The organism is Phyllobacterium sp. SL163, assembly GCF_049896885.1.
GTDB lineage: Bacteria > Pseudomonadota > Alphaproteobacteria > Rhizobiales > Rhizobiaceae > Phyllobacterium > Phyllobacterium calauticae.
Genome location: NZ_JAFCVE010000008.1, coordinates 260,543 through 281,718, shown reverse-complemented (window position 1 = coordinate 281,718; position 21,176 = coordinate 260,543). Strand labels below are relative to the sequence as shown.

At 62.2% G+C, this 21,176-nt stretch carries 21 protein-coding genes; 12 read left to right on the top strand and 9 right to left on the bottom strand.

Annotated elements, in window-relative coordinates; genetic code table 11:
- Positions 1-169 precede the first annotated feature (169 nt).
- Positions 170-2,065 carry a DUF882 domain-containing protein gene (locus ACP7B1_RS19260; RefSeq protein WP_403184225.1) on the top strand — a complete coding sequence of 632 codons (1,896 nt, stop codon included), beginning with the start codon at positions 170-172 and terminating at the stop codon, positions 2,063-2,065.
- Between the two features lie 238 nt (positions 2,066-2,303).
- On the opposite strand, the gene ACP7B1_RS19255 is transcribed toward ACP7B1_RS19260, so the two are convergent.
- On the bottom strand, positions 2,304-2,945 hold the full coding sequence (locus tag ACP7B1_RS19255; protein WP_346307206.1) for a 2-dehydro-3-deoxy-phosphogluconate aldolase: 642 nt from the start codon (positions 2,943-2,945) through the stop codon (positions 2,304-2,306).
- Between the two features lie 38 nt (positions 2,946-2,983).
- Positions 2,984-3,616 carry an N-acetylmuramidase family protein gene (locus ACP7B1_RS19250; protein ID WP_346307205.1) on the bottom strand — a complete coding sequence of 211 codons (633 nt, stop codon included), beginning with the start codon at positions 3,614-3,616 and terminating at the stop codon, positions 2,984-2,986.
- A gap of 125 nt (positions 3,617-3,741) precedes the next feature.
- On the opposite strand from ACP7B1_RS19250, the gene ACP7B1_RS19245 reads away from it, so the two are divergent.
- The 5 genes from ACP7B1_RS19245 (at position 3,742) to modC (ending at position 8,264) form a co-directional block, all read left to right on the top strand.
- Positions 3,742-4,671 carry a rhodanese-related sulfurtransferase gene (locus tag ACP7B1_RS19245; protein ID WP_346307204.1) on the top strand — a complete coding sequence of 310 codons (930 nt, stop codon included), beginning with the start codon at positions 3,742-3,744 and terminating at the stop codon, positions 4,669-4,671.
- 87 nt (positions 4,672-4,758) lie between these two features.
- Entirely contained in the window at positions 4,759-5,475 is a 717-nt protein-coding gene (locus tag ACP7B1_RS19240) for a tellurite resistance TerB family protein (RefSeq protein ID WP_346307203.1), read from the top strand.
- Between the two features lie 277 nt (positions 5,476-5,752).
- Positions 5,753-6,505: a molybdate ABC transporter substrate-binding protein gene (gene modA, locus ACP7B1_RS19235; protein WP_346307202.1), complete on the top strand. Its 753-nt coding sequence runs from the start codon at positions 5,753-5,755 to the stop codon at positions 6,503-6,505.
- The gene (modB, locus tag ACP7B1_RS19230; RefSeq protein WP_426137202.1) at positions 6,502-7,191 is read left to right on the top strand and encodes a molybdate ABC transporter permease subunit; all 690 of its coding nucleotides are present in this window, start codon (positions 6,502-6,504) and stop codon (positions 7,189-7,191) included. Before modA ends, modB begins: the two co-directional genes overlap by 4 nt.
- Positions 7,188-8,264: a molybdenum ABC transporter ATP-binding protein gene (modC, locus tag ACP7B1_RS19225; protein ID WP_346307201.1), complete on the top strand. Its 1,077-nt coding sequence runs from the start codon at positions 7,188-7,190 to the stop codon at positions 8,262-8,264. Before modB ends, modC begins: the two co-directional genes overlap by 4 nt.
- 3 nt (positions 8,265-8,267) lie before the next feature.
- On the opposite strand, the gene ACP7B1_RS19220 is transcribed toward modC, so the two are convergent.
- Positions 8,268-9,437 carry a pyridoxal phosphate-dependent aminotransferase gene (locus ACP7B1_RS19220; protein ID WP_346307200.1) on the bottom strand — a complete coding sequence of 390 codons (1,170 nt, stop codon included), beginning with the start codon at positions 9,435-9,437 and terminating at the stop codon, positions 8,268-8,270.
- Between the two features lie 91 nt (positions 9,438-9,528).
- On the opposite strand from ACP7B1_RS19220, the gene ACP7B1_RS19215 reads away from it, so the two are divergent.
- Both ACP7B1_RS19215 and ACP7B1_RS19210 read left to right on the top strand, forming a co-directional pair.
- Positions 9,529-10,203, top strand: a complete 675-nt coding sequence (locus ACP7B1_RS19215) for a GNAT family protein (RefSeq protein WP_346307199.1) — start codon at positions 9,529-9,531, stop codon at positions 10,201-10,203.
- Between the two features lie 61 nt (positions 10,204-10,264).
- Positions 10,265-10,477, top strand: a complete 213-nt coding sequence (locus tag ACP7B1_RS19210) for a hypothetical protein (protein WP_403184110.1) — start codon at positions 10,265-10,267, stop codon at positions 10,475-10,477.
- Between the two features lie 10 nt (positions 10,478-10,487).
- Here ACP7B1_RS19210 and ACP7B1_RS19205 read toward each other — a convergent pair whose 3' ends face one another.
- The 4 genes from ACP7B1_RS19205 to ACP7B1_RS19190 all read right to left on the bottom strand — a co-directional run bounded on the left by ACP7B1_RS19205 (position 10,488) and on the right by ACP7B1_RS19190 (position 14,426).
- Entirely contained in the window at positions 10,488-11,603 is a 1,116-nt protein-coding gene (locus tag ACP7B1_RS19205; protein WP_346307198.1) for a nickel/cobalt transporter, read from the bottom strand.
- Positions 11,604-11,607: 4 nt separating this feature from the next.
- On the bottom strand, positions 11,608-12,222 hold the full coding sequence (locus ACP7B1_RS19200; protein WP_346307210.1) for a DUF1007 family protein: 615 nt from the start codon (positions 12,220-12,222) through the stop codon (positions 11,608-11,610).
- A 112-nt stretch (positions 12,223-12,334) separates the two neighbouring features.
- Positions 12,335-13,234 (bottom strand): LysR family transcriptional regulator, encoded by a 900-nt coding sequence (locus ACP7B1_RS19195; RefSeq protein ID WP_346307197.1) that lies wholly within the window; start codon positions 13,232-13,234, stop codon positions 12,335-12,337.
- 1 nt (position 13,235) lies between these two features.
- Complete coding sequence (locus ACP7B1_RS19190) at positions 13,236-14,426, bottom strand: amidase (RefSeq protein WP_346307196.1); 1,191 nt, start codon at positions 14,424-14,426, stop codon at positions 13,236-13,238.
- Between the two features lie 541 nt (positions 14,427-14,967).
- On the opposite strand from ACP7B1_RS19190, the gene odc2 reads away from it, so the two are divergent.
- Entirely contained in the window at positions 14,968-16,101 is a 1,134-nt protein-coding gene (odc2, locus tag ACP7B1_RS19185; RefSeq protein ID WP_105731891.1) for an ornithine/lysine decarboxylase, read from the top strand.
- 84 nt (positions 16,102-16,185) lie between these two features.
- A complete protein-coding gene (locus ACP7B1_RS19180) occupies positions 16,186-16,815 on the top strand; it encodes an N-acetyltransferase (protein ID WP_346307209.1) in 630 nt (209 codons plus the stop codon).
- A 33-nt stretch (positions 16,816-16,848) separates the two neighbouring features.
- Here ACP7B1_RS19180 and ACP7B1_RS19175 read toward each other — a convergent pair whose 3' ends face one another.
- Positions 16,849-17,457 (bottom strand): alpha/beta hydrolase, encoded by a 609-nt coding sequence (locus tag ACP7B1_RS19175; RefSeq protein ID WP_346307195.1) that lies wholly within the window; start codon positions 17,455-17,457, stop codon positions 16,849-16,851.
- A 428-nt stretch (positions 17,458-17,885) separates the two neighbouring features.
- Between ACP7B1_RS19175 and ACP7B1_RS19170 the strand changes: the two genes are divergently transcribed.
- Entirely contained in the window at positions 17,886-18,449 is a 564-nt protein-coding gene (locus tag ACP7B1_RS19170; RefSeq protein ID WP_346307194.1) for an isochorismatase family protein, read from the top strand.
- Positions 18,446-19,441, top strand: a complete 996-nt coding sequence (locus ACP7B1_RS19165; RefSeq protein WP_346307193.1) for a GlxA family transcriptional regulator — start codon at positions 18,446-18,448, stop codon at positions 19,439-19,441. Before ACP7B1_RS19170 ends, ACP7B1_RS19165 begins: the two co-directional genes overlap by 4 nt.
- Positions 19,442-19,684: 243 nt before the next feature.
- On the opposite strand, the gene gndA is transcribed toward ACP7B1_RS19165, so the two are convergent.
- A complete protein-coding gene (gene gndA / locus ACP7B1_RS19160) occupies positions 19,685-21,103 on the bottom strand; it encodes an NADP-dependent phosphogluconate dehydrogenase (RefSeq protein ID WP_346307192.1) in 1,419 nt (472 codons plus the stop codon).
- Between the last annotated feature and the right edge of the window lie 73 nt (positions 21,104-21,176).

Sequence of the window (21,176 nt, the reverse complement as noted above, 5' to 3'; positions counted from 1 at the left end):
TAAGTGACCATTAACCATTAAATCGGATAATCCAGATATTCGGGGACTGGAAAAAACGGTCAAGGTTGGGACGACATTGTCAAACATGATTCATGCACAGAACGGCAAATCGACGGCAGGTTCTTTTGTACGCGCCAGCTGGTTTGTGTTCCTCATGGTCTTCGGCTCGATGCTGTTTGCATCGGCACAGGCTTCCGCTGAGACACGCACGCTCAAGCTCTATTTCATCCATACGAAGGAACGTGCGGAAATCACGTTCAAGAAGAATGGACGCTATCAGCAGGACGGCCTGAACAAGCTCAACCGCTTCCTGCGCGACTGGCGCCGCAACGAACCGACGAACATGGATCCCCGCCTGTTCGATCTGGTCTGGCAGGTTTATCAGGCTGTCGGCGGCTCCGATTATATCCACGTGGTTTCCGCCTACCGCTCTCCGGCTACCAATTCGATGTTGCGCTCGCGCAGCCGCGGCGTCGCCCAGAAAAGCCAGCACATGCTGGGGAAGGCGATGGACTGGTATCTTCCCGGCGTGAAACTCTCGACCCTGCGCGTGACCGCGCTGAAGTTCCAGGCTGGCGGCGTCGGCTATTACCCGACATCCGGCTCGCCTTTCGTCCACACGGACGTGGGCAATGTCCGCATGTGGCCGCGCATGAGCCGCCGCGAACTGCTGGCCGTGTTCCCCGATGGCAAGACGATGCACATCCCCGCGGATGGCAAGCCGCTGCCCGGCTATGAACAGGCCGTTGCCGCCTACGAATCGCGCAAGCGCAGCGGCGGTTCCGTTCAGGTTGCCAGCAATTCCTCCAGCTCCGGCCGTCGCGGCAAGACCCTGTTCGGCATGCTCTTTGGCGGCGGCGGTGCCGACGACGAGGAGGATTCCAGCGAAGGCAGCGTCGCCGTGGCCTCCGCGCCGACCCCGTCGCGCGGCGTAGCCCGTGTCGCACGGCCGGCTGCATCGGATGATGACGAGGGCGGCGGTGCAACATCGTTGCCGGGCGTGGCGGTCGGACAGTCCGCCCCTGCAGCAGCGCCGGCGGCGGCCGCTGCACCGGCTCTGCCGACCCGCAATGCGCCTGCGCCTTTGACAGCGCCGCGGCCTGAAACGCCGGTCGAAGCCTCGCCGGAAGACAATGCCGCGCTCGCCTTTGCCGTTCCCGTGCCGCTGCGCCGTCCGGATTATGCGCCGACGCCTGAAGCGGGCGCCCCGGCCACACTGAACGCGCTCGCCGAGGATCAGTCGACCGTTGTCGCAGCCCTGCCGACGCCGCGTCCGACCGACAGCGCCGGTGCGATCCGTGACATGATCGCCGCCAATGTGAACACCCCGGCCAATGAGCCCGCACCGGCCCAGCCGGAAATGGTCAACGCGCTGGTTCCCGTTCCCTTCGACAAGCCGCAGTCCGGTCCCAAGCGCACCGACATGATGGTGGCATCGGTCGTGCCGAACCCGCGCCCGGCCATGCCGCCTGCGCAGGCACAGGTCGCCGCTGCGTCGGAACATGATGTCATTCCGGTTCCGAACGAAGATCTGGAAACGATCATCAAGCAGTCCGATGCCGTCCATGCCAAGGCACCGGCCGTTGCCGTGGCCCAGCCGGCCCAGGCCATTCCGACAGTGCCGGCAACCACGGGCGGCCGCGTCGTGCGCAACAAGCCTGCGCCGACACAGAACACGCAGCTGGCATCCGCTGAGCCTCAGCCGTCGCTGCGCCGCACCATGCTGGATGCGGGCGGTTCGGCCGATCCGGTTGCCATGCTCGACAGCGGTGTGATCACCACGGGCAAGACCTCGAAGCCGCGCCGCCAGACGGCCAAGAACCAGGGCGCCAAGGCCATTCAGGTTGCCTCGGAAGTGCCGGACCGGGCGCTGTCCAGCCAGCAGGTCGCCGAGACATCGCCGAACGTCGAACCGGCTGTCCTGCGCAACGAAGCCATGCGCACTGCGCCGACGACGGTGTATACGGCAGGCTTCCAGCAGGCGCTGCCGGTGGCCGACACCAACAAGTTCACGGGCAAGGCTGTGACCTTCCTGTCGATCGCGAAGTTCACCGCAACCAACTGATCGCCTGTTCGCGGGTCAAACAAAAGGGCGGCCCGTTGCGGAGCCGCCCTTTTTCATGAATTCCACTATCTGTTGCATCCTGCCAGTGCGTGGTTCGACAAGCTCACCATGAGGGAGGTGGTTTGGTTTACATGCCAATCGCGATGGTTACAGAATATACCCCTTGCAATCCTCACCCTCCCTCATGGTGAGCTTGTCGAACCACGCACCAAGCGGCATGCTGCTTGAAAATAGCGCTTTATGCTTTTGCCAGTTTGGCGGCCTCGGCGGCGAGCTTGGTGATGTCGTCCCACTTCCCGGCCTGAACCAGATTTTCCGGGGCAACCCAGGAACCGCCGACGCAGACGACGTTCGGCAGATCGAGATAGGTCTTCGCGTTGCCAGCACCGATGCCGCCGGTCGGGCAGAACTGGATACCGGCAAAGGGTGACGACAGAGATTTGAGGAAGGACGCCCCACCTGCCTGCTCGGCCGGGAAGAATTTCAGCATGGTATAGCCTTCTTCGCGCAGGGCCATGATCTCAGCCGGTGTGATCGCACCGGGAAGCAGAGGCACCTTGCCGGCGCTGGCAGCCTTCAGCAGCTGCGGCGTGGCGCCGGGGCTGACGATGAAACGCGATCCCGCGGCGCTGGCCTCTTCATACTGGCGCGCATTGAGAATGGTGCCGGCGCCGACGATGGCCTCGGGCACCTCATTGGCGACGGCGCGGATGGCGTCGAGCGCGGCGGGCGTGCGCAGGGTGATCTCGATCGCCGGAAGGCCACCGGCGGCCAGCGCCCGGGCCAGAGGCGCCGCATGGGCGACATCGTGGACGAGAATGACCGGGATAACCGGCTGGCCCTTCAGAACGGGTAATAGCAAATCGGTCTTCTGGGCCATGTCAAACTCTCCGCGGTTGATGGGTTCAATCGATTTAGTCATACCGGGCCGCTTTGTCCACCGGTTGCTGTGGTGCCGCGAGATTCCGCCGCGGCAAAACGGCGCCAGGCGAGGGCCAGTTTGGCATCATAGCGGTTCTGTGTGAACTTTGGACCATTATAGGCGCGGGCAAACCTCTTCCAGTCGTGCTGTGCCAGGGCGGGCATGAGGTTGTTGTGCCCGATGAAGCGGATCATCAGACGAAGCTGCCCCTTGAGGCAAGCGCGCGCCTCGGCGGCGAGCGCCTCGACGCTGTCATGGCCAAGGCATTTCCAGTGGGCACCCATGACCTGGCCTATCCCCCAGGATACGGATTCAAGCGCCGCCTGCCGGTCTATGGCGATGGCTGCCTCCAGCAGCTGCCAGCGCGCCGCCTGCGATGCGGGATTGCGGACCGCACCGGCGGCAGGGTTGGCAAGACCCCTGCTGCGGGCGACCTGCCGCTGCGCGTTAGAGAGACGCTGGTCGAAATAGTGCCCCTCGAAGCGGATGGGCGGTTCGCTGCGCCCATTAATCCGGTAAAGGCAGACGCCGCCGCTTTCCACCTCGGCGACGGCCAGCAGCACCGCCGGTTCGATCCCGGCCTGCTGCGCCTCGTCACGGATGTCGTGTATATCCTGTTGTGAAAACATATTCTCAGTCCCTCGGGAATTGTACCTGTTCACCAGGGATTATCCGGGGCCTTGGGCCGCGATGGATAAGTAAACGCTGCAAATCTCTTGAAATCATCGCTTAGGAGCAGTAGTTGCAGGGGATCATGACCGATCACACCGCAAACTTGCCCTTCAAAGTGGCAGCACTCTACCGTTTTGCCCGGCTGGAACATTACCAGTCGTTGCAGGAGCCGCTGGCGCAGCTATGCTGCGGGTCGGGCATCAAGGGCACGCTGCTGCTGGCCGCCGAAGGCATCAACGGCACCGTGGCCGGCACGCCCGAAGCCATTGACAGGCTGGTCGCGTTCCTCGAAGCGGAGCCGGCCATTGCCGGCATGGAACTGAAATTTTCCCACGCGAGCGAAATGCCGTTCAAGCGCATGAAGGTGCGGCTGAAAAAGGAAATCGTCACCATGGGCGTCGAGGATATCGACCCGCTCCAGAGCGTCGGCACCTATGTCCCCGCGCAGGAGTGGAACGCGCTGATTTCCGATCCCGGCACGATCGTCATCGATACGCGCAATGATTATGAGACGGCAATCGGCACCTTTGCCAATGCGGTCGATCCGCAGACAAAGACGTTCCGTGAGTTCCCGCAATGGGTGGAAAACCACCGGGGCGAACTGGAAGGCAAGAAGATCGCCATGTTCTGCACCGGCGGCATCCGCTGCGAGAAGGCGACGGCCTTCGTCAAGGGGCTGGGCTTCGACGATGTGTTCCACCTGAAGGGCGGCATCCTCAAATATCTCGAGGACGTGCCCGCCGCCGAAAGCCGCTGGGAAGGCGAATGTTTCGTCTTCGACGAGCGCGTCTCGGTCGGTCATGGCCTGGTGGAAGGGGCGGCGGAGCTGTGCCACGCCTGCCGCAATCCGATTGCGCCGGAGGACAAATTGTCCCCGCTGTTCGCGGAAGGCATTTCCTGCCCGAAATGCTATCACGAGCGGACGGACGCTGACCGCGCCCGCTTTGCCGAACGGCAAAAACAGGTGAAACTCGCCAAATTGCGCGGCGAAAAGCACCATATCGGCTCCTGATCACAAAAAATCCATCTGTCATTGCAATGACGCCATGCCGACCCTAACTAGGTCGGGACGCATCCGTGCAGCCATGAGGAGATTTGCATGTTCGACCCGAAGAAGATTCTTGATGATTTTCTGGGAAGCAGTATTCCCGGAACTGGAACCTCCGTTCGAGATACGGCCGGCAAGGCAACACAGATGGCCAAGGACAATCCGCTGGCTGCCGGCGCTCTGGCCGCTGTGCTGCTGGGCACCGGCACGGGCCGCGACATCGCCGGCGGTGCGCTGAAGCTCGGGGGCCTCGCCGCCGTGGCCGGGCTCGCCTACAAGGCCTATCAGAATTACCAGTCGGGCAATGCACCGGCCGAAATGGCAAAGGCCGGGGAGCCGGACCTGCTGCCGCCGCCCGACGATTCAAGCTTCCATCCGGCAACGGCGCCGCAGGGCGAGCATGAGTTTGCGCTTGTGCTGGTGCGCGCCATGATTGCCGCTGCCCGCGCCGATGGCCATGTGGATGAGGCGGAACGGGCACGCATCGTCGAAAAGCTCTCGCTTTCCGGCATGAACAGCGACACGCAGGAATTCCTGGCGACAGAGCTGAACGCCCCCGTCAACGTCGACGCGCTGGTTGCCGCCGCCGCCACCGATGCACAGAAAGTCGAACTCTACACGGCATCGCGCCTGGCCATCGAGGCCAAGACCCGCGCGGAACGCGGCTATCTCGATCTCCTGGCCGGACGGCTGAAACTGCCTGACAATCTCATCGATCATATCGAGGCCACCGTGGCCAATGTGAAAACGCCCGCGCCGCAGGCGTAACGGCGAGCGCACCGGTCTGGAAGACACCCGCCCCCACAGGCGGGTGTTTTGCTCTCGACAAGACAAACGACTCCAGTCTAGTTTGACGCGTTCTGACTCGGGGCCGAGGGTTCGTCAGGACATAAGGGCAGTGTCGATGGCTGCCATTGCGTCAAGGGTTTTGAGAGCGTCCGGGTCGCGCGCGCTTTGTTCGGACCCACCATCATGTCTCTATGTATGCAACTGGATGCATGGCCGGTGTGAGACCGCCATGGATTCGTGGACAGGGGTGGACCTCATGAAAAAAATTCTCATTCTGGGCTTTATGGTTCTGGCGGCGATGGCGGGTGTCAACGGTGCCTCTGCCGCCGAGAAGGTAACGGTGTTTGCGGCTGCAAGCATGAAGGAAGTGGTCGAAACGGCGGCTGCGAAGTTCGAAGCAAAGACCGGCACGAAAGTGACCTCCTCCTTTGCCGCATCGTCGGTGCTGGCCAAGCAGATCGAGCAGGGCGCGCCTGCGAACATCTTCATTTCCGCCGATCTCGACTGGATGGACTATCTCGAACAGCGCAATCTCATCGACAAGCCATCGCGCAGGGTCGTTGCGGGCAATGCATTGGTGATCCTGACCAAAGCCGACAAGGGCGATGCAGCGGCCATCCTGAAGGCCGGGCGCTTTGCCATGGGCGATCCCAGCAACGTGCCGGCCGGCAAATATGGCAAGAGCGCACTGGAAACATTGAAAGTCTGGGACGACGTCGCCAAGAACGCCGTTTTCACCGAGAACGTGCGCGCGGCGCTGGAATTCGTGCGCCGCGGCGAGGCGAATTCCGCCATCGTCTACGCCTCGGACCATACGGCCGCGCCCGAACTGATCGAAGCCTATCGTTTCGCCGGTTCGACCCATAAGCCCATCCTCTATCCGGCCGCGCTGGTCGGCAAGGAGCCTTCGGTTGAAGGCAAGGCATTCCTCGATTTCCTCGCCAGCGATGAAGGCCAGGACATCATCAAGTCGAAAGGCTTTGTCGGCGCATCTGACAAGGCAGGCTGACAGTGCTGGGTGAGACAGAATGGGCCATCGTTCTTCTGTCGCTGAGGGTCGCGCTGGTCGCGATCCTCGTCGCTCTGCCCTTTGCCTTCGTTTTCGCCTGGATTCTGGCGCGCTTTTCCTTCTGGGGCAAAAGCCTGCTGCAGGCGCTGATCACCATGCCGCTGGTCATTCCGCCAGTGGTCACGGGCTATCTCCTGCTGGTGTGGTTCGGCGCGCGCGGCATGCTGGGCGGTTTCTTCAATGACGTGTTCGGGCTGACGTTTTCCTTCCGCTGGACCGGTGCGGCGCTGGCGGCGGGCGTCATGGCCTTTCCCCTCCTGGTGCGGCCGATGCGCCTTTCCATTGAAAGCCTTGATCGCGGCCTTGAGGAGGCGGCGCGCTCCCTCGGTGCCGGCCGCGTCGTGGTGTTCCTGACAGTGACGCTGCCGCTCCTGCTGCCGGGTATTCTCGCCGGTGCGGTGCTGGGCTTTGCCAAGGCGCTGGGCGAATTCGGCGCGACGATCACTTTTGTGTCCAATATTCCGGGTGAAACGCAGACCCTGTCGCTTGCCATCTATTCGCTGCTGCAGAGCCCGAATGGCGATGTGGCCGCGCTGCGCCTGATCCTCGTTTCCGTGGTGATCTCGATCGTTGCGGTTGTGGCATCCGAATGGCTGCAGCGGCGCCTCAGCGGAGGCCGGGCATGAGCGAGACGCTGATTGTTTCCGTTGAAGGGCAGGTCGGGACATTCCCCGTCGCTGCCGCGTTTACGGCAGGCGGCGGCGTCACCGCGCTGTTCGGCGAATCCGGTGCCGGCAAGACGACGCTGCTGAAAATGATCGCCGGGGTGACGCGCCCGGCCAAGGGCCGGATCGCCATCCGGGATCACGTGCTGTTCGACAGCGCCAGGGGTATCCATCTTGCGCCGGAACAGCGCCGGATCGGCTATGTCTTCCAGGATGCGCGGCTGTTTCCGCATCTTTCGGTCAAGAACAACCTGACCTATGCGCGCTGGGCGGGGCGGCGCAGCGCGGGCCTGTCCTATGACCGGGTGGTGGCGCTTCTCGGCCTTGAACATCTGCAGCAGCGCGCACCGGCACTGCTGTCCGGCGGCGAGCGCCAGCGCGTGGCGATCGGGCGGGCGCTTCTGTCCAATCCGGCACTGCTTCTGATGGACGAGCCGCTGTCATCTCTCGATCATGCCCGCCGTCAGGAAATCCTGCCTTTCCTCGAAACCCTGCGTGACGAAACCGGGTTGCCGATCCTTTATGTCAGCCACGAGATCGACGAGGTGGCGCGGCTGGCCGACGAGATCGTGCTGCTGCAAGGCGGCCGGGTCACGGCGAGCGGACCGGCCGAGGCGATCTTTTTGCGACTCGGTAGCCATGACGATGCCGGAGCTCTGGTGACGGGCGTGGTCACGGCAAGCGACGAGGCGTTCAGACTGACATCGCTCGACATCGGCGGCCAGCCGTTCCAGATCGCCAGGCTCGGCTTTGCCGCCGGAACAAAGCTGCGGCTGCGGATAAGGGCGCGGGATGTGTCGATTGCGCGGGCATTGCCCGATGCCATCAGCGTGCGTAATATCCTGCCCGCGCGGATTACCGGCATGGAGACCAATGACGGTCCGGACTGCGACCTGACCCTCGACATTGGCGGACAGACCATCGTTGCGCGGCTGACGCGCAAGTCGGCGAGCGAGCTTGCGCTGAAACAGGGCGAGGCGGTGTTCGCCCTGGTTAAAGCCGCATCGGTGGATCGCGGCGTGCTGCGCGGCTGAAACCTATCTGGCGAGGAATCGTTCGATGCGTTCGATGGCACGTAGGATGTTTTCCTCCGAATTGGCGTAGGAGAGGCGGATATAGCCCTCGCCGAGAATGCCGAAATCGGGGCCGCCGATCAGCGCCACACCGGCTTCATCCAGCAAGGCCGCAGCCAGCTGCTTGGCCGGCCATCCCGTCTGCTTGATATTGGGGAAGGCATAGAACGCGCCCTTCGGCGTGGCGCAACTGATGCCGGGCAGGCTGTTGAGGCCGTCGACCACGATCCTGCGGCGGCTGTCGAAAGCGCGGCACATCTTTTCGACATCGTCCTGCGGACCGTCGATGGCGGCGATGCCGGCATATTGGCTGGGAGCGTTGACACAGGACCAGCAATTGACCGCGAGCTTGCGCACCTTGTCATAAAGGCTGTCCGGCCAGATCGACCAGCCCATGCGCCAGCCGGTCATTGCCCATGTCTTGGACCAGCCATTGAGCACGATCAGCCGGTCGCGGATCGACGGGAAGGTCAGGAGCGAGCAGTGTTCCTCGCCGTCATAGGTCATCACGTCGTAGATCTCATCGGACATGATGGCGACGTGCGGATGCGCTTCCAGCCCCTTGACCAGCTTTTCAATCTCGGCCTTCGGGGTAACGCCGCCTGTCGGATTGGCCGGTGAATTGAGGATCAGCAGCCGCGTCTTGGGTGTGATCAGGGCAAGCGTCTCCTCAGCGGAGAAGGCAAAGCCGTTCTCCTCGCGGATCGGCACGGGAACCGGGGTGGCACCGGTGAATTCGATCATCGAGCGATAGATCGGGAAGCCGGGATCGGGGTAGAGGATTTCCGCGCCGGGTTCACCGAAAATCAGGATGGCGGCAAACATCGTGACCTTGCCGCCGGGAACGATGATGACGTTCTCCGGCGAGACTTCCACGCCCGTGGTGGTCAGCGTGCGGCGTACCACGGCCTCGCGCGCAGCGAGCAGTCCGGTTGCTGGCGTATAGCCGTGATGGCCGTCCCTGAGCGCCTTGATGGCCGCCTCGACGATATGGCCGGGTGTTTTGAAATCCGGCTGGCCGATGCCGAGATTGATGATGTCTTTGCCCTGTGCGGCGAGGGCTGTGGCGCGGGCGAGAACAGCGAAGGCATTTTCTTCACCGATACGGTCGAAACCGGAGATGGTACGCAGCATTATCTTGTCTCACATACAATTTATGTCTTCTGCTTTGTGCGGTTCCGATTGTATGGAGTCAAATACTCATATGCAAAACAGGTCCGCTAGTATGACTGATCTCAAAGACTGGACACCGCGCCCTCTGCCCGCCCGCGAAGCCATCGAGGGGCGATACGTCACTCTGGAGCCGCTGGATGCCGCTAGGCATGGCGACGGGCTTTACGAGGCATCGAGCGTTGCGGATGCGGCCGACCGTTTCCGCTATCTGTTCGAAACGCCGGCGGGCGACCGCCCGGCATTCGACGCGTGGTTGGAAAAGGTTTCGGCCAGCAAGGACCCGCTGTTCTTTGCCGTCATCGACAAGGCCTCCGGTGCGGTGGCCGGTCGGCAGACCCTGATGCGGATCGACCCGACATTCGGCGTCATCGAGATCGGCAACATCTACTGGGGACCGCTGATCTCGCGCAAACCGGCGGCCACCGAGGCGCAGTATCTCTTCGCTTCCTATATCTTCGATACGCTCGGCTATCGCCGCTACGAATGGAAATGCAACAATGCCAATGAGCCGTCCAAGCGGGCGGCCGAGCGTTTCGGCTTCACCTTCGAGGGCGTTTTCCGCCAGCACATGGTGCAGAAGGGTGAGAATCGCGACACCGCATGGTATTCGATCATCGACAGCGAATGGCCGGCGCTGAAAGCCGCCTATCAGGCATGGCTGTCGCCGGATAATTTCGATGCACAAGGCATGCAGATCAGCCGGCTTGAGGATTTGCGCGCGGGTTAGAGCTTGCGTTCGGGCGCAACGGGGCTAAAAAGGCTGCGACAGTTGTGCCCCAGGAAAGACAATGACCGTGAGTGATCCCAAAAGCCGCAATGCTGCCATCGCCGCAGCCTGTATCATGCTTGGTTTCGGGTTTGCCGCGTTCTACATGCCCAACATGATGATCGCGCTGGGTGCCCGCTCGCCGGTGCTGGCGGGCGTTTTCGCCGCTGTCTTTGTGGTCGGTTTTTTTCTGGTGTTCTGGTTGCGCGGCAGGAGCCAGCGCCGCAAGGACTAGAGCCTTTCCGTTAAAAACGCAGCGCCGCCGTCAGCAGCAGCACGCCGACCAGCACGATGAACAGCGCACCGCCGACTTCGATGGTGTTCTGAACCCGGGTTGAAAGCGCGCCGCCGCCGGAAATCCTTAAGGCGACATTCTTGGCCGTGACCGCCAGCGTCGCCAGCACCGCCACGGTGATGAAGGTGCCGAAGGCCATGGCGAAGACCGAGAGCACGCCGCCGAGCATCAGCCCGTTCAGCAGCGAGAATGTCAGCACGATCAGCGCGCCGGAACAGGGGCGCAGGCCCACCGCAACAATGGCCGACCATGCGGTCTTCCAGTTGAACTCGCCGCCGAGCATCGCCGGATCGGGCGCATGGGAATGTCCGCAGGTGGCGCAGACCTCGCCCGCCGCATGATGGTGATCGTGATGATCATGCGTGTGGTGGGCGTGCGCATGCGCCGCGTGGCTGTGATCGTGGTGGCCATGATCGTGATGGTCATGCCCGCAACCACGATCATCGTCATGGCTGTGATGATGATCGTGGTGGTGGTCGGTCAGGACGGAACCGTGATCGTGCTTTTCCGGCATGAGATGGGCGACGCGCGGGCCGAACAGGAGCGGCAGCTTGCGCCAGAGCAGCGACAGGCCAAAGGCGATGATCAGGACGAAACTGGCGATCTCCATATAGCGCGCCGCGTCGTTCATCGACACGGTGGTGCCGCGCAAGACGAGCCAGGCCAGGCCGACGATGAACAGCGCGGTGATGGCCTGCAGCATGGACGAGGCGAAGGACAACAGGATGCCGCGCTTCAGCGTGGTCTCGTTGGCGAGCATGTAGGAGGAAATCACCGCCTTGCCGTGTCCGGGGCCGACCGCATGCAGGATGCCGTAGAGGAAGGAAAGGCCAACGAGGACAGAGGCCTGCCAGGGGTCCTCGCGCATGGCTTTGAGTGCATGGGTCATGGCGAGGTAGAAATTGCGCTGCTGGATGTTGATCCAGAGGATGATTTCAGCGAAAGGCCCGGTCGGCTGCATCGCCACCTCGTTCGAGCCGATACCGAGCGACGAGGTTTGCGCCCATGCGTGGCCGCCAAACAGCGCTGCGAGAATCAAGGCACAAACGAGGGTTGTTTTCCGCATCATCTTATCCTTTTGCCGGGCAGTCGATTTCCAGCTTGGTCGCGAAGATTTTCGACATGTTGGTCCCGGATGGGTCGTTGAAGAAAGAATCGGTTAGCGTTGCCTGATTGGCGGCAAGCGCCTCGTCCGGATTGGGCCGCACCACTTTGGATTTGCAGTTGGCGGGCAGGCCGGTGACATGAATATCACTGTCATTGACGTAGTCGATCGCGGTGTAGAACGTCGGATCATAGACGCCGAAACTCGTGACCTTGCCGAGCTTCAGCGGCTGCTTCGGCTTGCTCTCGAAGATGATCAGCAGCTGGTTGTTCTGGAAATCAGCGATCAGATGCTCCGGCGGCGCCATGACGACCTTCTTGTTGTCGAGCGTTACGGTCTGGAAATAGTCGAATTCGGAAATCGACGCGTTGATCGTGTTTGCAAGGTCGGTCAGTTCCTTCTCGTCCAGCTTCAGGTCGCCGTTCTTGTCGAATTCGACGAGGACGGTGCTGGAAAAGAGATCGTCGAAACGCCAGACATGGCCGAGTTTCTGCACGGTTCCGTCGGGATTGATGGTGACGTCGAGGCGCGCTTCGGCGAAGACATGCGGGTGCACATACGCCGGTGAGGCGATCATCATGCCTGCTGCGAGGGTTGCGATGAAAATCGCGAATCTTTGGTGCATTATTCCGCCTGTAACATGAGCGCAAAGGACATTCCGAACGTGTCGAAATTGGGACGATATAACATATTCACGCCCTGCGGTTGTCCTTGAACCATTTTGCCAGATAGTCAACAAGCACGCGCACTTTGGCCGGAAGATAGCGGCGATGCGGGTAAACCGCATAAATTCCGCCATCGCGCAGCGAAAAGTCCTCGAGCACACTGACCAGCCTGCCGCTTTCGATATCCGGCCTGGCGATGAAATCCGGCATGGAGCCGAACCCCAGCCCGGCCAGCACGGCGCGGCGGGTGGAAAGCGGGCTGTTGATTTCCATCTGGCCGGATACCTGAACTGAAATCGTCGGGCCGCTGTCGTTGAGAAACTGCCAGTTGTTGCGCGAGCGGTTGTTGGTATCGATGATGCAGGGCAGGGACGCCAGCTGTTCGGGGCGGGTCGGACGCCCGACCCGCTCGATCAGATCGGGAGAGGCGCACAGCAGCGTGCCGAAGGGGGCGATGCGCTTGGCGATGAGCGAGGAATCCTGCAGCCGGGTGATGCGGATGGCAAGATCGAAACCCTCCTCGACCAGGTCGACGAACCGATCATCCAGGCGCACGTCGAGAATGATATCCGGCTGCGCGATGCAGAAGTCGATCAGGCATTGGCCGATATCCGCATCGGCGAAGGTGCGCGGCGCCGATATCTTGATGCGGCCTTTGATGTCGCTGCTCGATTCGCGCACCGTTTCCTGCAGGCTTTCCACCTCGCGCAGGATTTCGCTGGCGCGCTGGTAATAGGTGTGCCCGGCTTCGGTCAACGAGAACTGCCGGGTGGTGCGGTTGAGCAGCAGCGCGCCGAGCTCGTCCTCCAGCTCCCGCACATACTTGGACAACAGCGCCTTGGAGCGGCCGATCTTCCGGGCTGCGGCGGAAAACCCTTCCGCCTCCACCACATCGATATAGGCCCGCATCCGGGTGAGTGTGTCCATGTCAGTGGGTTCCTTCCGCGGCGGACAGGATGGCGCTGCCAAGCCGGATGAGGGCGCTGTCGCTGCCCTTGGGGCCAAGCAAGGAAATGCCGAAGGGTGCGCCGTGCACCGCGCCGAGCGGCAAGGTGATCTGCGGAAAGCCCGAAAGGACGGACAGGCAGAGCAGGTGCAGGGCGCGTTCCCGGTAGGTCTGCAGTTCGTCGAAGGGCGAGCTGACCATGGGCGCGGCACCCGGAACGGTCGGCAGGACCATGACGCCGTCATCCCCAAGCACATCGGCAAGTTCGCGGCGGAAGAGATCGCGCCGCCGGGTCTGTGCCTCATAGGTCTGCGTATCGATGGCCGAACCATAGTCGAAGCGATCCTTGACGCCGGGGCCAAGCTGGCGATCTCCTGCCGATATCCAGGCGCCATGGCTGGCCCAGGCCTCGAAGCCCTGGATCTGCCGGAAGCACAGATAGAGATCGTCCATGGAAGCCGTCGACTGGCGGGCGGATTTGGCGTGGCCGAGATGGGCGGCGACGTGCCGGTACATGGCGCGGAAGGCGGCGTCTTCGGCCTCGCCGAGCAGATAATGCTCAAGCAGCGGGATGAACAGCGGGCGGTTGAGCTTGAAATCCTCTGCATCCGGTCCAAGCAGGACCGCGCCGACCTTTTCGTAGAGGTCCCTGTCGCGGGCGAACCAGCCGAACGTGTCGAGCGAGGGGGCAAGCGGCATTGTGCCGGCAAGCGATATGCGGCCGTGGGTGGTGCGCAGGCCGATCAGTCCGCAGAAGCTCGCCGGCGCGCGGATCGAGCCGCCGGTGTCCGATCCGGTGGCGATGTCGGCCAGCCCGCCGGCCACGGCCGAGGCGGAACCGGACGACGATCCGCCGGTTACCCGGTCCGGTGCCCTCGGGTTGACCGGAAAGGGGTAGTGGCTGTTCTGCCCCATCAGCGAAAACGCCAGTTCGTCCGTCTGCGTCTTGCCGATGAAACGGGCGCCGGAATCCAGCAGTTTCTGCACCGACGGCGCGGTAATACTTGCGGCTGATTCGTGATTTTTCGCCGGATTGCCGCATTGCGTCGGCAAACCGGCCACGTCGAAGATATCCTTGACGGCGAGCGTATAGCCGCTCAGCGGGCCCTCCACGGATGGAAAGGCCTGAAAAGGCAGATTCAGCAGGGCATTCAGGGGCGAAATCGTGCTCATCGTTCAATGATTCTATGTGATTTGACCCCCTTTGTTCAATGAATAAAAAAAATTCGCAGATGCGAGATTTGTCATTGATTGGACACAAGTTTGGACTTATATCGCCCTTGCCCAAAGTCGCACGTGCCCCATGGGTGTCCGCCGATCTTCATTATGGTGAAGAAACGGTATGGTACCTGGAACTAACCCCTCCAGTCAGTTTGACGGCCTACTGCCAGACTGAGGACATCTTGAAGCAACGACGGTGCGGGCCTTTCTGGTGTCTTTCGGCTGTCCACAAGCCGGAATTACTGAAGAGGCACACCTTCATTGCCGGTAGTGCGGATGGTATCATCCAAACCAAGGCAGACAAAGCGGATCAACGCTGGCTTAGCGTAGATCCATCGCCGCATGAACTTGTCCGTGTTTCCAGCATCTCCAAAGGCTGGCTTCGCGCGAGATGGATTCACGCACTTTGTCCTGGCGGTCATACGGGGGAGAAACCCCTGCGATCGCGACTTGTTGAGGCGGCCGGAAGTGCCGTCACGATTGGAGACCCAAGATGGCTACACAGCGCATTCTCGATTTCATCAATACCCGACGCCCGAATGGCCCTTGCATGGTGCTCGACCTCGAAGTCGTGCGCGAAAATTTCCACAATTTCGAGATGGCCTTGCCGGACTCAAAGATTTTCTATGCCGTGAAGGCCAACCCTGCGCCGGAAATCCTGCGCCTCTTGGCTTCGCTTGGCTCGAACTTCGACACCGCGTCGGTTGCGGAAGTCGAAATGGCGCTGGATGCCGGTGCATCGGCTGACCGCATTTCTTTCGGCAACACCATCAAGAAGGAGCGGGACATTGCCCGCGCCTTCGAACTCGGCATTCGCCTGTTCGCCGTCGATTGCGTCGAAGAGGTCGAAAAGGTTGCCCGTGCCGCTCCCGGCGCCCGCGTGTTCTGCCGTGTCCTGACCGATGGTGCCGGCGCCGAATGGCCGCTGTCGCGCAAGTTCGGCTGCGTGCCGGCCATGGCTGTCGACGTTTTGCGCGCGGCGCAGAAGCTCGGCCTCGAATCCTACGGTGTGTCGTTCCATGTCGGTTCGCAGCAGACGGACCTGGCTGCCTGGGACCGTGCCCTGGGCGATGCCAAGCAGGTTTTCGACGCGCTGGCCAAGGAAGGCATCACGCTGAAGATGGTCAATATGGGCGGCGGTTTCCCGACCCGTTACCTGAAGGACGTGCCGACCGCACAGGCCTATGGCCAGGCGATCTTCCAGTCGCTGAGCAAGCATTTCGGCAACCGCCTGCCTGAGACCATCATCGAGCCCGGCCGTGGCATGGTCGGCAATGCCGGTGTCATCAAGGCGGAAGTCGTGCTGGTGTCGAAGAAGGCCGACAACGACAATGTCCGCTGGGTCTATCTCGACATCGGCAAGTTCGGCGGCCTGGCAGAGACCATGGACGAAGCCATTCGCTACCAGATTACCACCCCGCGGGATGGCGATCGCAGCGAACCCTGCGTGCTGGCCGGTCCGACCTGCGACTCCGCTGACGTGATGTACGAAAAGAACCCCTATCCGCTCCCCATTTCGCTGACCATCGGCGATGAGGTGCTGATCGAGGGAACAGGTGCCTACACCACGACCTATTCCGCTGTGGCCTTCAACGGCTTCGAACCACTCCGATCATACGTCATCTAAACCGGCTTCAAACCCGGTTGAAACGTTCTGCCCGGCAACGCGCCGGGCAGCGGTGACACGCACATGACACGATTGGTCGAGACAATGGACGCAGCAGAAAACATCGAACAGAACCTGGTACCCGACGGCCTGTATTTCGCCGGCGCGGGTGCCTATGCCATCGTCAACGAACTGCCGCAGGACGAGAAGGCGCGCGAAGATTTGCTCGACCGCGCCATGGGCGAGGGCCGCCGCCGCAAGTCGTCGGAAAAGCTGCGCCGTGGCCGTCTGCCGTCGGAAGGTCTTGCTTTCTCGGCACGCGGCGCGGGCGGTGCGCTGCTCGGCACGGTCCGGCTCTGGGACATCCAGGCCGGCCATGACGCGGCGGGCAAGGGCGTGCGCGCGCTGCTGCTCGGACCGCTTGCCGTCGATCCCGCGTCGAAGGATCTCGGCATCGGTTCGGCGCTGATGCGCCATGCGATCAAGGAAGCCGCCCGGCTCGGCCACGGCGCCGTCATCCTGGTCGGCGACCCTGAATATTACGAACGCTTCGGCTTTACCGGCGCGAAGACGGCAGGGCTTGCCATGCCGGGTCCGGTCGAACGCCGGCGCTTCCTCGCGCTTGAATTGAAGCCGGGGCATCTGGATGGCGCCAAGGGCCTGCTGACGTCGAAAGGCCGCCGCTCGTCGCGGGCGATGCGGATCATTCCGGTGTCGCTGCGGTTCTCCGCCTGAATGAAAAAGCCGGCCCTTTGGCCGGCTTTTTGTTTAGCGGGCGAGGAATTCCTGGATCGCTCCGATCTCGCTCTGCTGGATTTCATGTCCGCCGGGATGCCAGGCAATTTTCACGTCGGTGCCCTGTGCCGCAAGATAATCCGCCAGCGCCTGCGTGCGGTCGGGCGGGCAGATCGGATCACGCTGCCCGGCGGTGATCAGTATCCGCTTTCCCGCCAGTTTCGGCTGCGGCGCCGGTGTCCAAGGAATCAGCGGATGCATCAGGACGGACGCGTCAAACAGCTCCGGTTGGTCCAGCATGACCGAGGCAAGAATGTTGGCGCCGTTGGAATAGCCAAGACCGACAACGTCGGATGGATTGGCAGCGTCCTTGTGCGCTTTGACAAAATCCGCCATGGCCCGTGTCCGCACGGCGAGATCGTCCATGTCGTAGACGCCCTCGGCGGTGCGGCGGAAAAAGCGCGCGGCACCATGTTCCGAGACATCGCCGCGCGGCGAGACGATACCCGCTGACGGGATCAGGCGGCGGGCGAAATCGAAGAACTGGTTCTCGTCGCCGCCCGTTCCGTGAAAGACGAAGAACAGGGGGCTGTTCGGGGTTTGCGCCGCATGGATGCGGTGCTGATAGGAATGCGTCGACATATCCGTCCCTTCCGCCCGGTGCTTTTGCACCTGGGCCATGGATTGCACTGTGTTGCCTCACATATGGAATGCCTGATGCCATCGCGGAAGCTGCCCGCCGCTTGATGGATTGTCTCCGTGGCGGAGACAGTGAGCGTGCATGGTTCCGAAATCTTTGACAACGCTTGCAATGGAGTTGGTGCGTGGTTCGACAAGCTCACCATGAGGGAGGTGAGTTGGCCGCAAGGCCAATTCTGCAATGTTGCAGAATACGGCTCCCTGCAATCCTCCACTTCCCTCATGGTGAGCTTGTCGAACCACGCACCAGATGGAAGTGCAAAGGAATGCGATTGATGTCCTTTTTTGTCCGCTTCTCGTCCGCTGCATGCGTATCTGCCGATTGCATCGCATTGTACTGTTGGGATATCAACACACAGGAGATGCCAGAAATGTCCGCAGATACCGCTCTTATCGTCATCGACGTGCAGGAATCCTTCCGCCAGCGCGCCTACTGGAACGAAGCCGAAGCACAGGCTTTCATTGCCAATATCCAGCGGTTGATCGATGGCGCCAAGGCTGCCGGCCTTCCGGTCATCCAGATTTTCCATGTCGACGGCGATGGCCCGTTTGCACTGGACTCCGGCTTCATCAAGCCGCTGGCGCCGGTTTCTCTCGAAGCCGATGTCGTGTTCCACAAGGCCCGGCACAGCGCGCTTGTCGGCAGCGGGCTCGATGTCTGGCTGACCGAGAACGGTATCCGCAAGCTGCTGGTGTCGGGCATCCGCACCGAACAGTGCTGCGAAACCACCACGCGCCATGCCTCGGATCTCGGCTATACCGTCGATTACGTCTCCGAGGCGACGCTGACCTTCGCCATGACCAATGCCGCAGGGCGCACCTTCAGCGCCGACGAGATCCGTGCCCGCACCGAGCTGGTGCTGGCCGGGCGCTTTGCCCGGATCGTCACGGTCGATGAGGCGTTGAACGGGGCGGGGCAGGCGCTGGCCGCATGAAAACGGACGGCACCCGGCATATCGATGTTCTGGTGGTGGTGCCCGCAAGGGCGCTGCTGCTGGATATTGCCGGACCGGTGGAGGTGCTGCGCAAGGCCAATCTGGAACAGGACACGGTGCATTTCGACGTGCGCTATGTCGGCCCGCTCGCCAGTGTCACCACGTCCATCGGCTTGACCATCAGCGGCATCGAGCCGTTGCCCGACCATGTGCCGGATGATGCGATGATCATGCTGGCGGGCGATACCACGACGCTGCTGGACACGGCGGCGAGCCGCGAGGCGGAGGCGCATGGACACCGCGATGCGGACATCGTCGCCTGGCTGAAAGCGCATCTGGGGGAAACCCAGACGCTGGTGACCATCTGTTCCGGCGCCTTGCTGGCGGCGCGTGCCGGCCTGTTCGATGACCGCATTTGTACCACGCACTTTGCTTCGGTTGACGAGCTGCGCGCGCTGGTGCCGACGGCGCGGGTGCTGGACAACCGGCTCTATGTCGAGGACGGCAACCGTTACTCAAGTGCTGGGATCACGGCGGGTATCGACCTGATGCTGCATCTGGTCAGCGAGATGGCCGGTCCGGCCTGTGCCGTATCCGTTGCCCGCTATCTGGTGGTCTATCTCCGGCGCAGCGGCACCGATCCGCAATGGTCGCCATGGCTGGACGGACGCAATCACATCCACCCGGCGATCCACCGGGTGCAGGACCGGCTTGCCGCCGACCCGGCGCAACACTGGACGCTGGAAAGCCTGGCGGATATCGCCGCAACCAGCCCGCGGCACCTGTCGCGCCTGTTCAACGAACATGCCGGAATGAGCATTCCCGATTATCTCAACCGCCTGCGGGTGGCGCTGGCGCAGGAAATCCTCAGCCATACGCGGCTGGATATGGAGGGTGTGGCGGAGCGCACGGGTTTTGCCTCGGCGCGGCAGCTGCGCCGGGCGTGGGGCCGCATCCACGCCACCCCGCCGAGCGGAGCGCGGGGAACGTAGGTAGTCAGTTGGCAGTAGTGGTGCATGGCATCTCGGTCGTGCGTGGTTCGACACGCTCACCATGAGGGAGAGTGAGGGTTGCAAGGAGCACTATTCTGCAACAGATCAATTTGGCTTGCAGCCCGCACCATCCCTCATGGTGAGCTTGTCGAACCACCAACCATGCCCCATGCAATCAGCCCAAAAAGAAACCGCCCCGTTGGCGGAGGCGGTTTCAGGCAATCATTTTAGCACGTGATATTGTCAGCCGACATCCGACCACGGGCCGTGGAAATCGCCTTCCTTGTCCACGCGCTTGAAGCCGTGCGCGCCGAAGAAATCCCGCTGCGCCTGGATGAGATTGGCCGTGCCGCGCGCCTGCCGGTAGCCATCGAAATAGCCGAGAGCTGCAGCCAGCGCCGGGGTCGGCAGACCGGCCACGGCCGCCTTGGCAACCACGTCGCGCAACGCCGTCGATGCTGTCTTCATGCGTTCGACGAAGGAGGGCGCCAGCAGCAGATTGTCCTGGCCGCCACCGGCGAAAGCCGAGGCGATCTCGTCGAGGAACTGCGAACGGATGATGCAGCCGGCGCGCCAGATTTTCGCCGTGGTGTCGAGCGGGATGTTCCAGCCGTGCTCGGCCGAAGCACCTGACATGACGGCAAAGCCTTGCGCATAGGCGGCAATCTTGCCAGCCAGCAGGCCCTGTTCGAGTGCGTCGATGAACGACTGGTCGGTGCCCGCAAGCTTGGGCGTGCCGAGCGAGGCATAGGCCTTGGCCGCCTTGGCGCGTTCGCCGCGCAGCGCGGAAATGGAGCGCGCGGCAACCGCCGCTTCAATGCCGGTTGCGGGGATGCCGAGCATCTGCGCCTCGATGGCGGCCCAGCGGCCGGTGCCCTTCTGGCCAGCACTGTCGACGATGATCTCGACGGCCGGCTTGCCGGTTTCCGTGTCGGTGGCGGCGAGCACCTTGGCGGTGATTTCGATCAGGTAGGAATTGAGCGGGCCCTTGTTCCATGTGTCGAAAATCTTGCCGATCTCAACCGGCGACAGCCCGAGACCATCGCGCAGGATGCCGTAGATTTCGGCGATCATCTGCATGTCGGCATATTCAATGCCGTTGTGGATCGTCTTGACGAAGTGACCGGCGCCATCGGGGCCGAGCAGCGCGGAACAGGATTCGCCCTCATACTTCGCCGAAATGGCTGTCAGGACCGGCTCGATCCGCGCATAGGATTCGGGCGTGCCGCCGACCATGATCGATGGACCATGCCGTGCGCCTTCCTCGCCGCCGGAAACGCCCATGCCGACGAAGGTCGGATCGTTGGCGCCGAGTTCCTTCAGGCGGCGGACCGTGTCGTGGAAGTTGGCATTGCCCGCATCGATGATGATGTCTTCCTTGGCAAGGAAGGGCTTCAGCGCTGCAATCTGCTCATCGACGGCCTCGCCGGCCTTCACCATCAGGATGATCGGGCGGGGGGCGCGGATGTTTTTGGCCAGGTCTTCCAGCGTTTCGCAGGGAATGATCTTGTCTTTGAGGGAGCCCGCTTCCTGATGGAAGGCGTGGGTCTTTTCCACCGTCCTGTTGTATACCGCGACGCGATAACCGTTTTCGGCAATATTGAGCGCGAGATTGGCACCCATGACGCCAAGGCCGATCAATCCAATGTCAGCTTGCTGCATGATTATGTCCTTGCTTTATTCGATTCGAACGCAGGCCCAGAGCCCGGGTGAGCATTTGTATATCAATGTGCCT

Bases quoted from the DNA above. Each gene is read 5' to 3' on its own strand.
- ACP7B1_RS19260 (WP_403184225.1), top strand. From the start codon at position 170: ATGCTGTTTGCATCGGCACAGGCTTCCGCTGAGACACGCACGCTCAAG.
- ACP7B1_RS19255 (WP_346307206.1), bottom strand. From the start codon at position 2,945: ATGGCCCAGAAGACCGATTTGCTATTACCCGTTCTGAAGGGCCAGCCG.
- ACP7B1_RS19250 (WP_346307205.1), bottom strand. From the start codon at position 3,616: ATGTTTTCACAACAGGATATACACGACATCCGTGACGAGGCGCAGCAG.
- ACP7B1_RS19245 (WP_346307204.1), top strand. From the start codon at position 3,742: ATGACCGATCACACCGCAAACTTGCCCTTCAAAGTGGCAGCACTCTAC.
- ACP7B1_RS19240 (WP_346307203.1), top strand. From the start codon at position 4,759: ATGTTCGACCCGAAGAAGATTCTTGATGATTTTCTGGGAAGCAGTATT.
- modA (WP_346307202.1), top strand. From the start codon at position 5,753: ATGAAAAAAATTCTCATTCTGGGCTTTATGGTTCTGGCGGCGATGGCG.
- modC (WP_346307201.1), top strand. From the start codon at position 7,188: ATGAGCGAGACGCTGATTGTTTCCGTTGAAGGGCAGGTCGGGACATTC.
- ACP7B1_RS19220 (WP_346307200.1), bottom strand. From the start codon at position 9,437: ATGCTGCGTACCATCTCCGGTTTCGACCGTATCGGTGAAGAAAATGCC.
- ACP7B1_RS19215 (WP_346307199.1), top strand. From the start codon at position 9,529: ATGACTGATCTCAAAGACTGGACACCGCGCCCTCTGCCCGCCCGCGAA.
- ACP7B1_RS19210 (WP_403184110.1), top strand. From the start codon at position 10,265: ATGACCGTGAGTGATCCCAAAAGCCGCAATGCTGCCATCGCCGCAGCC.
- ACP7B1_RS19205 (WP_346307198.1), bottom strand. From the start codon at position 11,603: ATGCGGAAAACAACCCTCGTTTGTGCCTTGATTCTCGCAGCGCTGTTT.
- ACP7B1_RS19200 (WP_346307210.1), bottom strand. From the start codon at position 12,222: ATGATGATCGCCTCACCGGCGTATGTGCACCCGCATGTCTTCGCCGAA.
- ACP7B1_RS19195 (WP_346307197.1), bottom strand. From the start codon at position 13,234: ATGGACACACTCACCCGGATGCGGGCCTATATCGATGTGGTGGAGGCG.
- ACP7B1_RS19190 (WP_346307196.1), bottom strand. From the start codon at position 14,426: ATGAGCACGATTTCGCCCCTGAATGCCCTGCTGAATCTGCCTTTTCAG.
- odc2 (WP_105731891.1), top strand. From the start codon at position 14,968: ATGGCTACACAGCGCATTCTCGATTTCATCAATACCCGACGCCCGAAT.
- ACP7B1_RS19180 (WP_346307209.1), top strand. From the start codon at position 16,186: ATGGACGCAGCAGAAAACATCGAACAGAACCTGGTACCCGACGGCCTG.
- ACP7B1_RS19175 (WP_346307195.1), bottom strand. From the start codon at position 17,457: ATGTCGACGCATTCCTATCAGCACCGCATCCATGCGGCGCAAACCCCG.
- ACP7B1_RS19170 (WP_346307194.1), top strand. From the start codon at position 17,886: ATGTCCGCAGATACCGCTCTTATCGTCATCGACGTGCAGGAATCCTTC.
- ACP7B1_RS19165 (WP_346307193.1), top strand. From the start codon at position 18,446: ATGAAAACGGACGGCACCCGGCATATCGATGTTCTGGTGGTGGTGCCC.
- gndA (WP_346307192.1), bottom strand. From the start codon at position 21,103: ATGCAGCAAGCTGACATTGGATTGATCGGCCTTGGCGTCATGGGTGCC.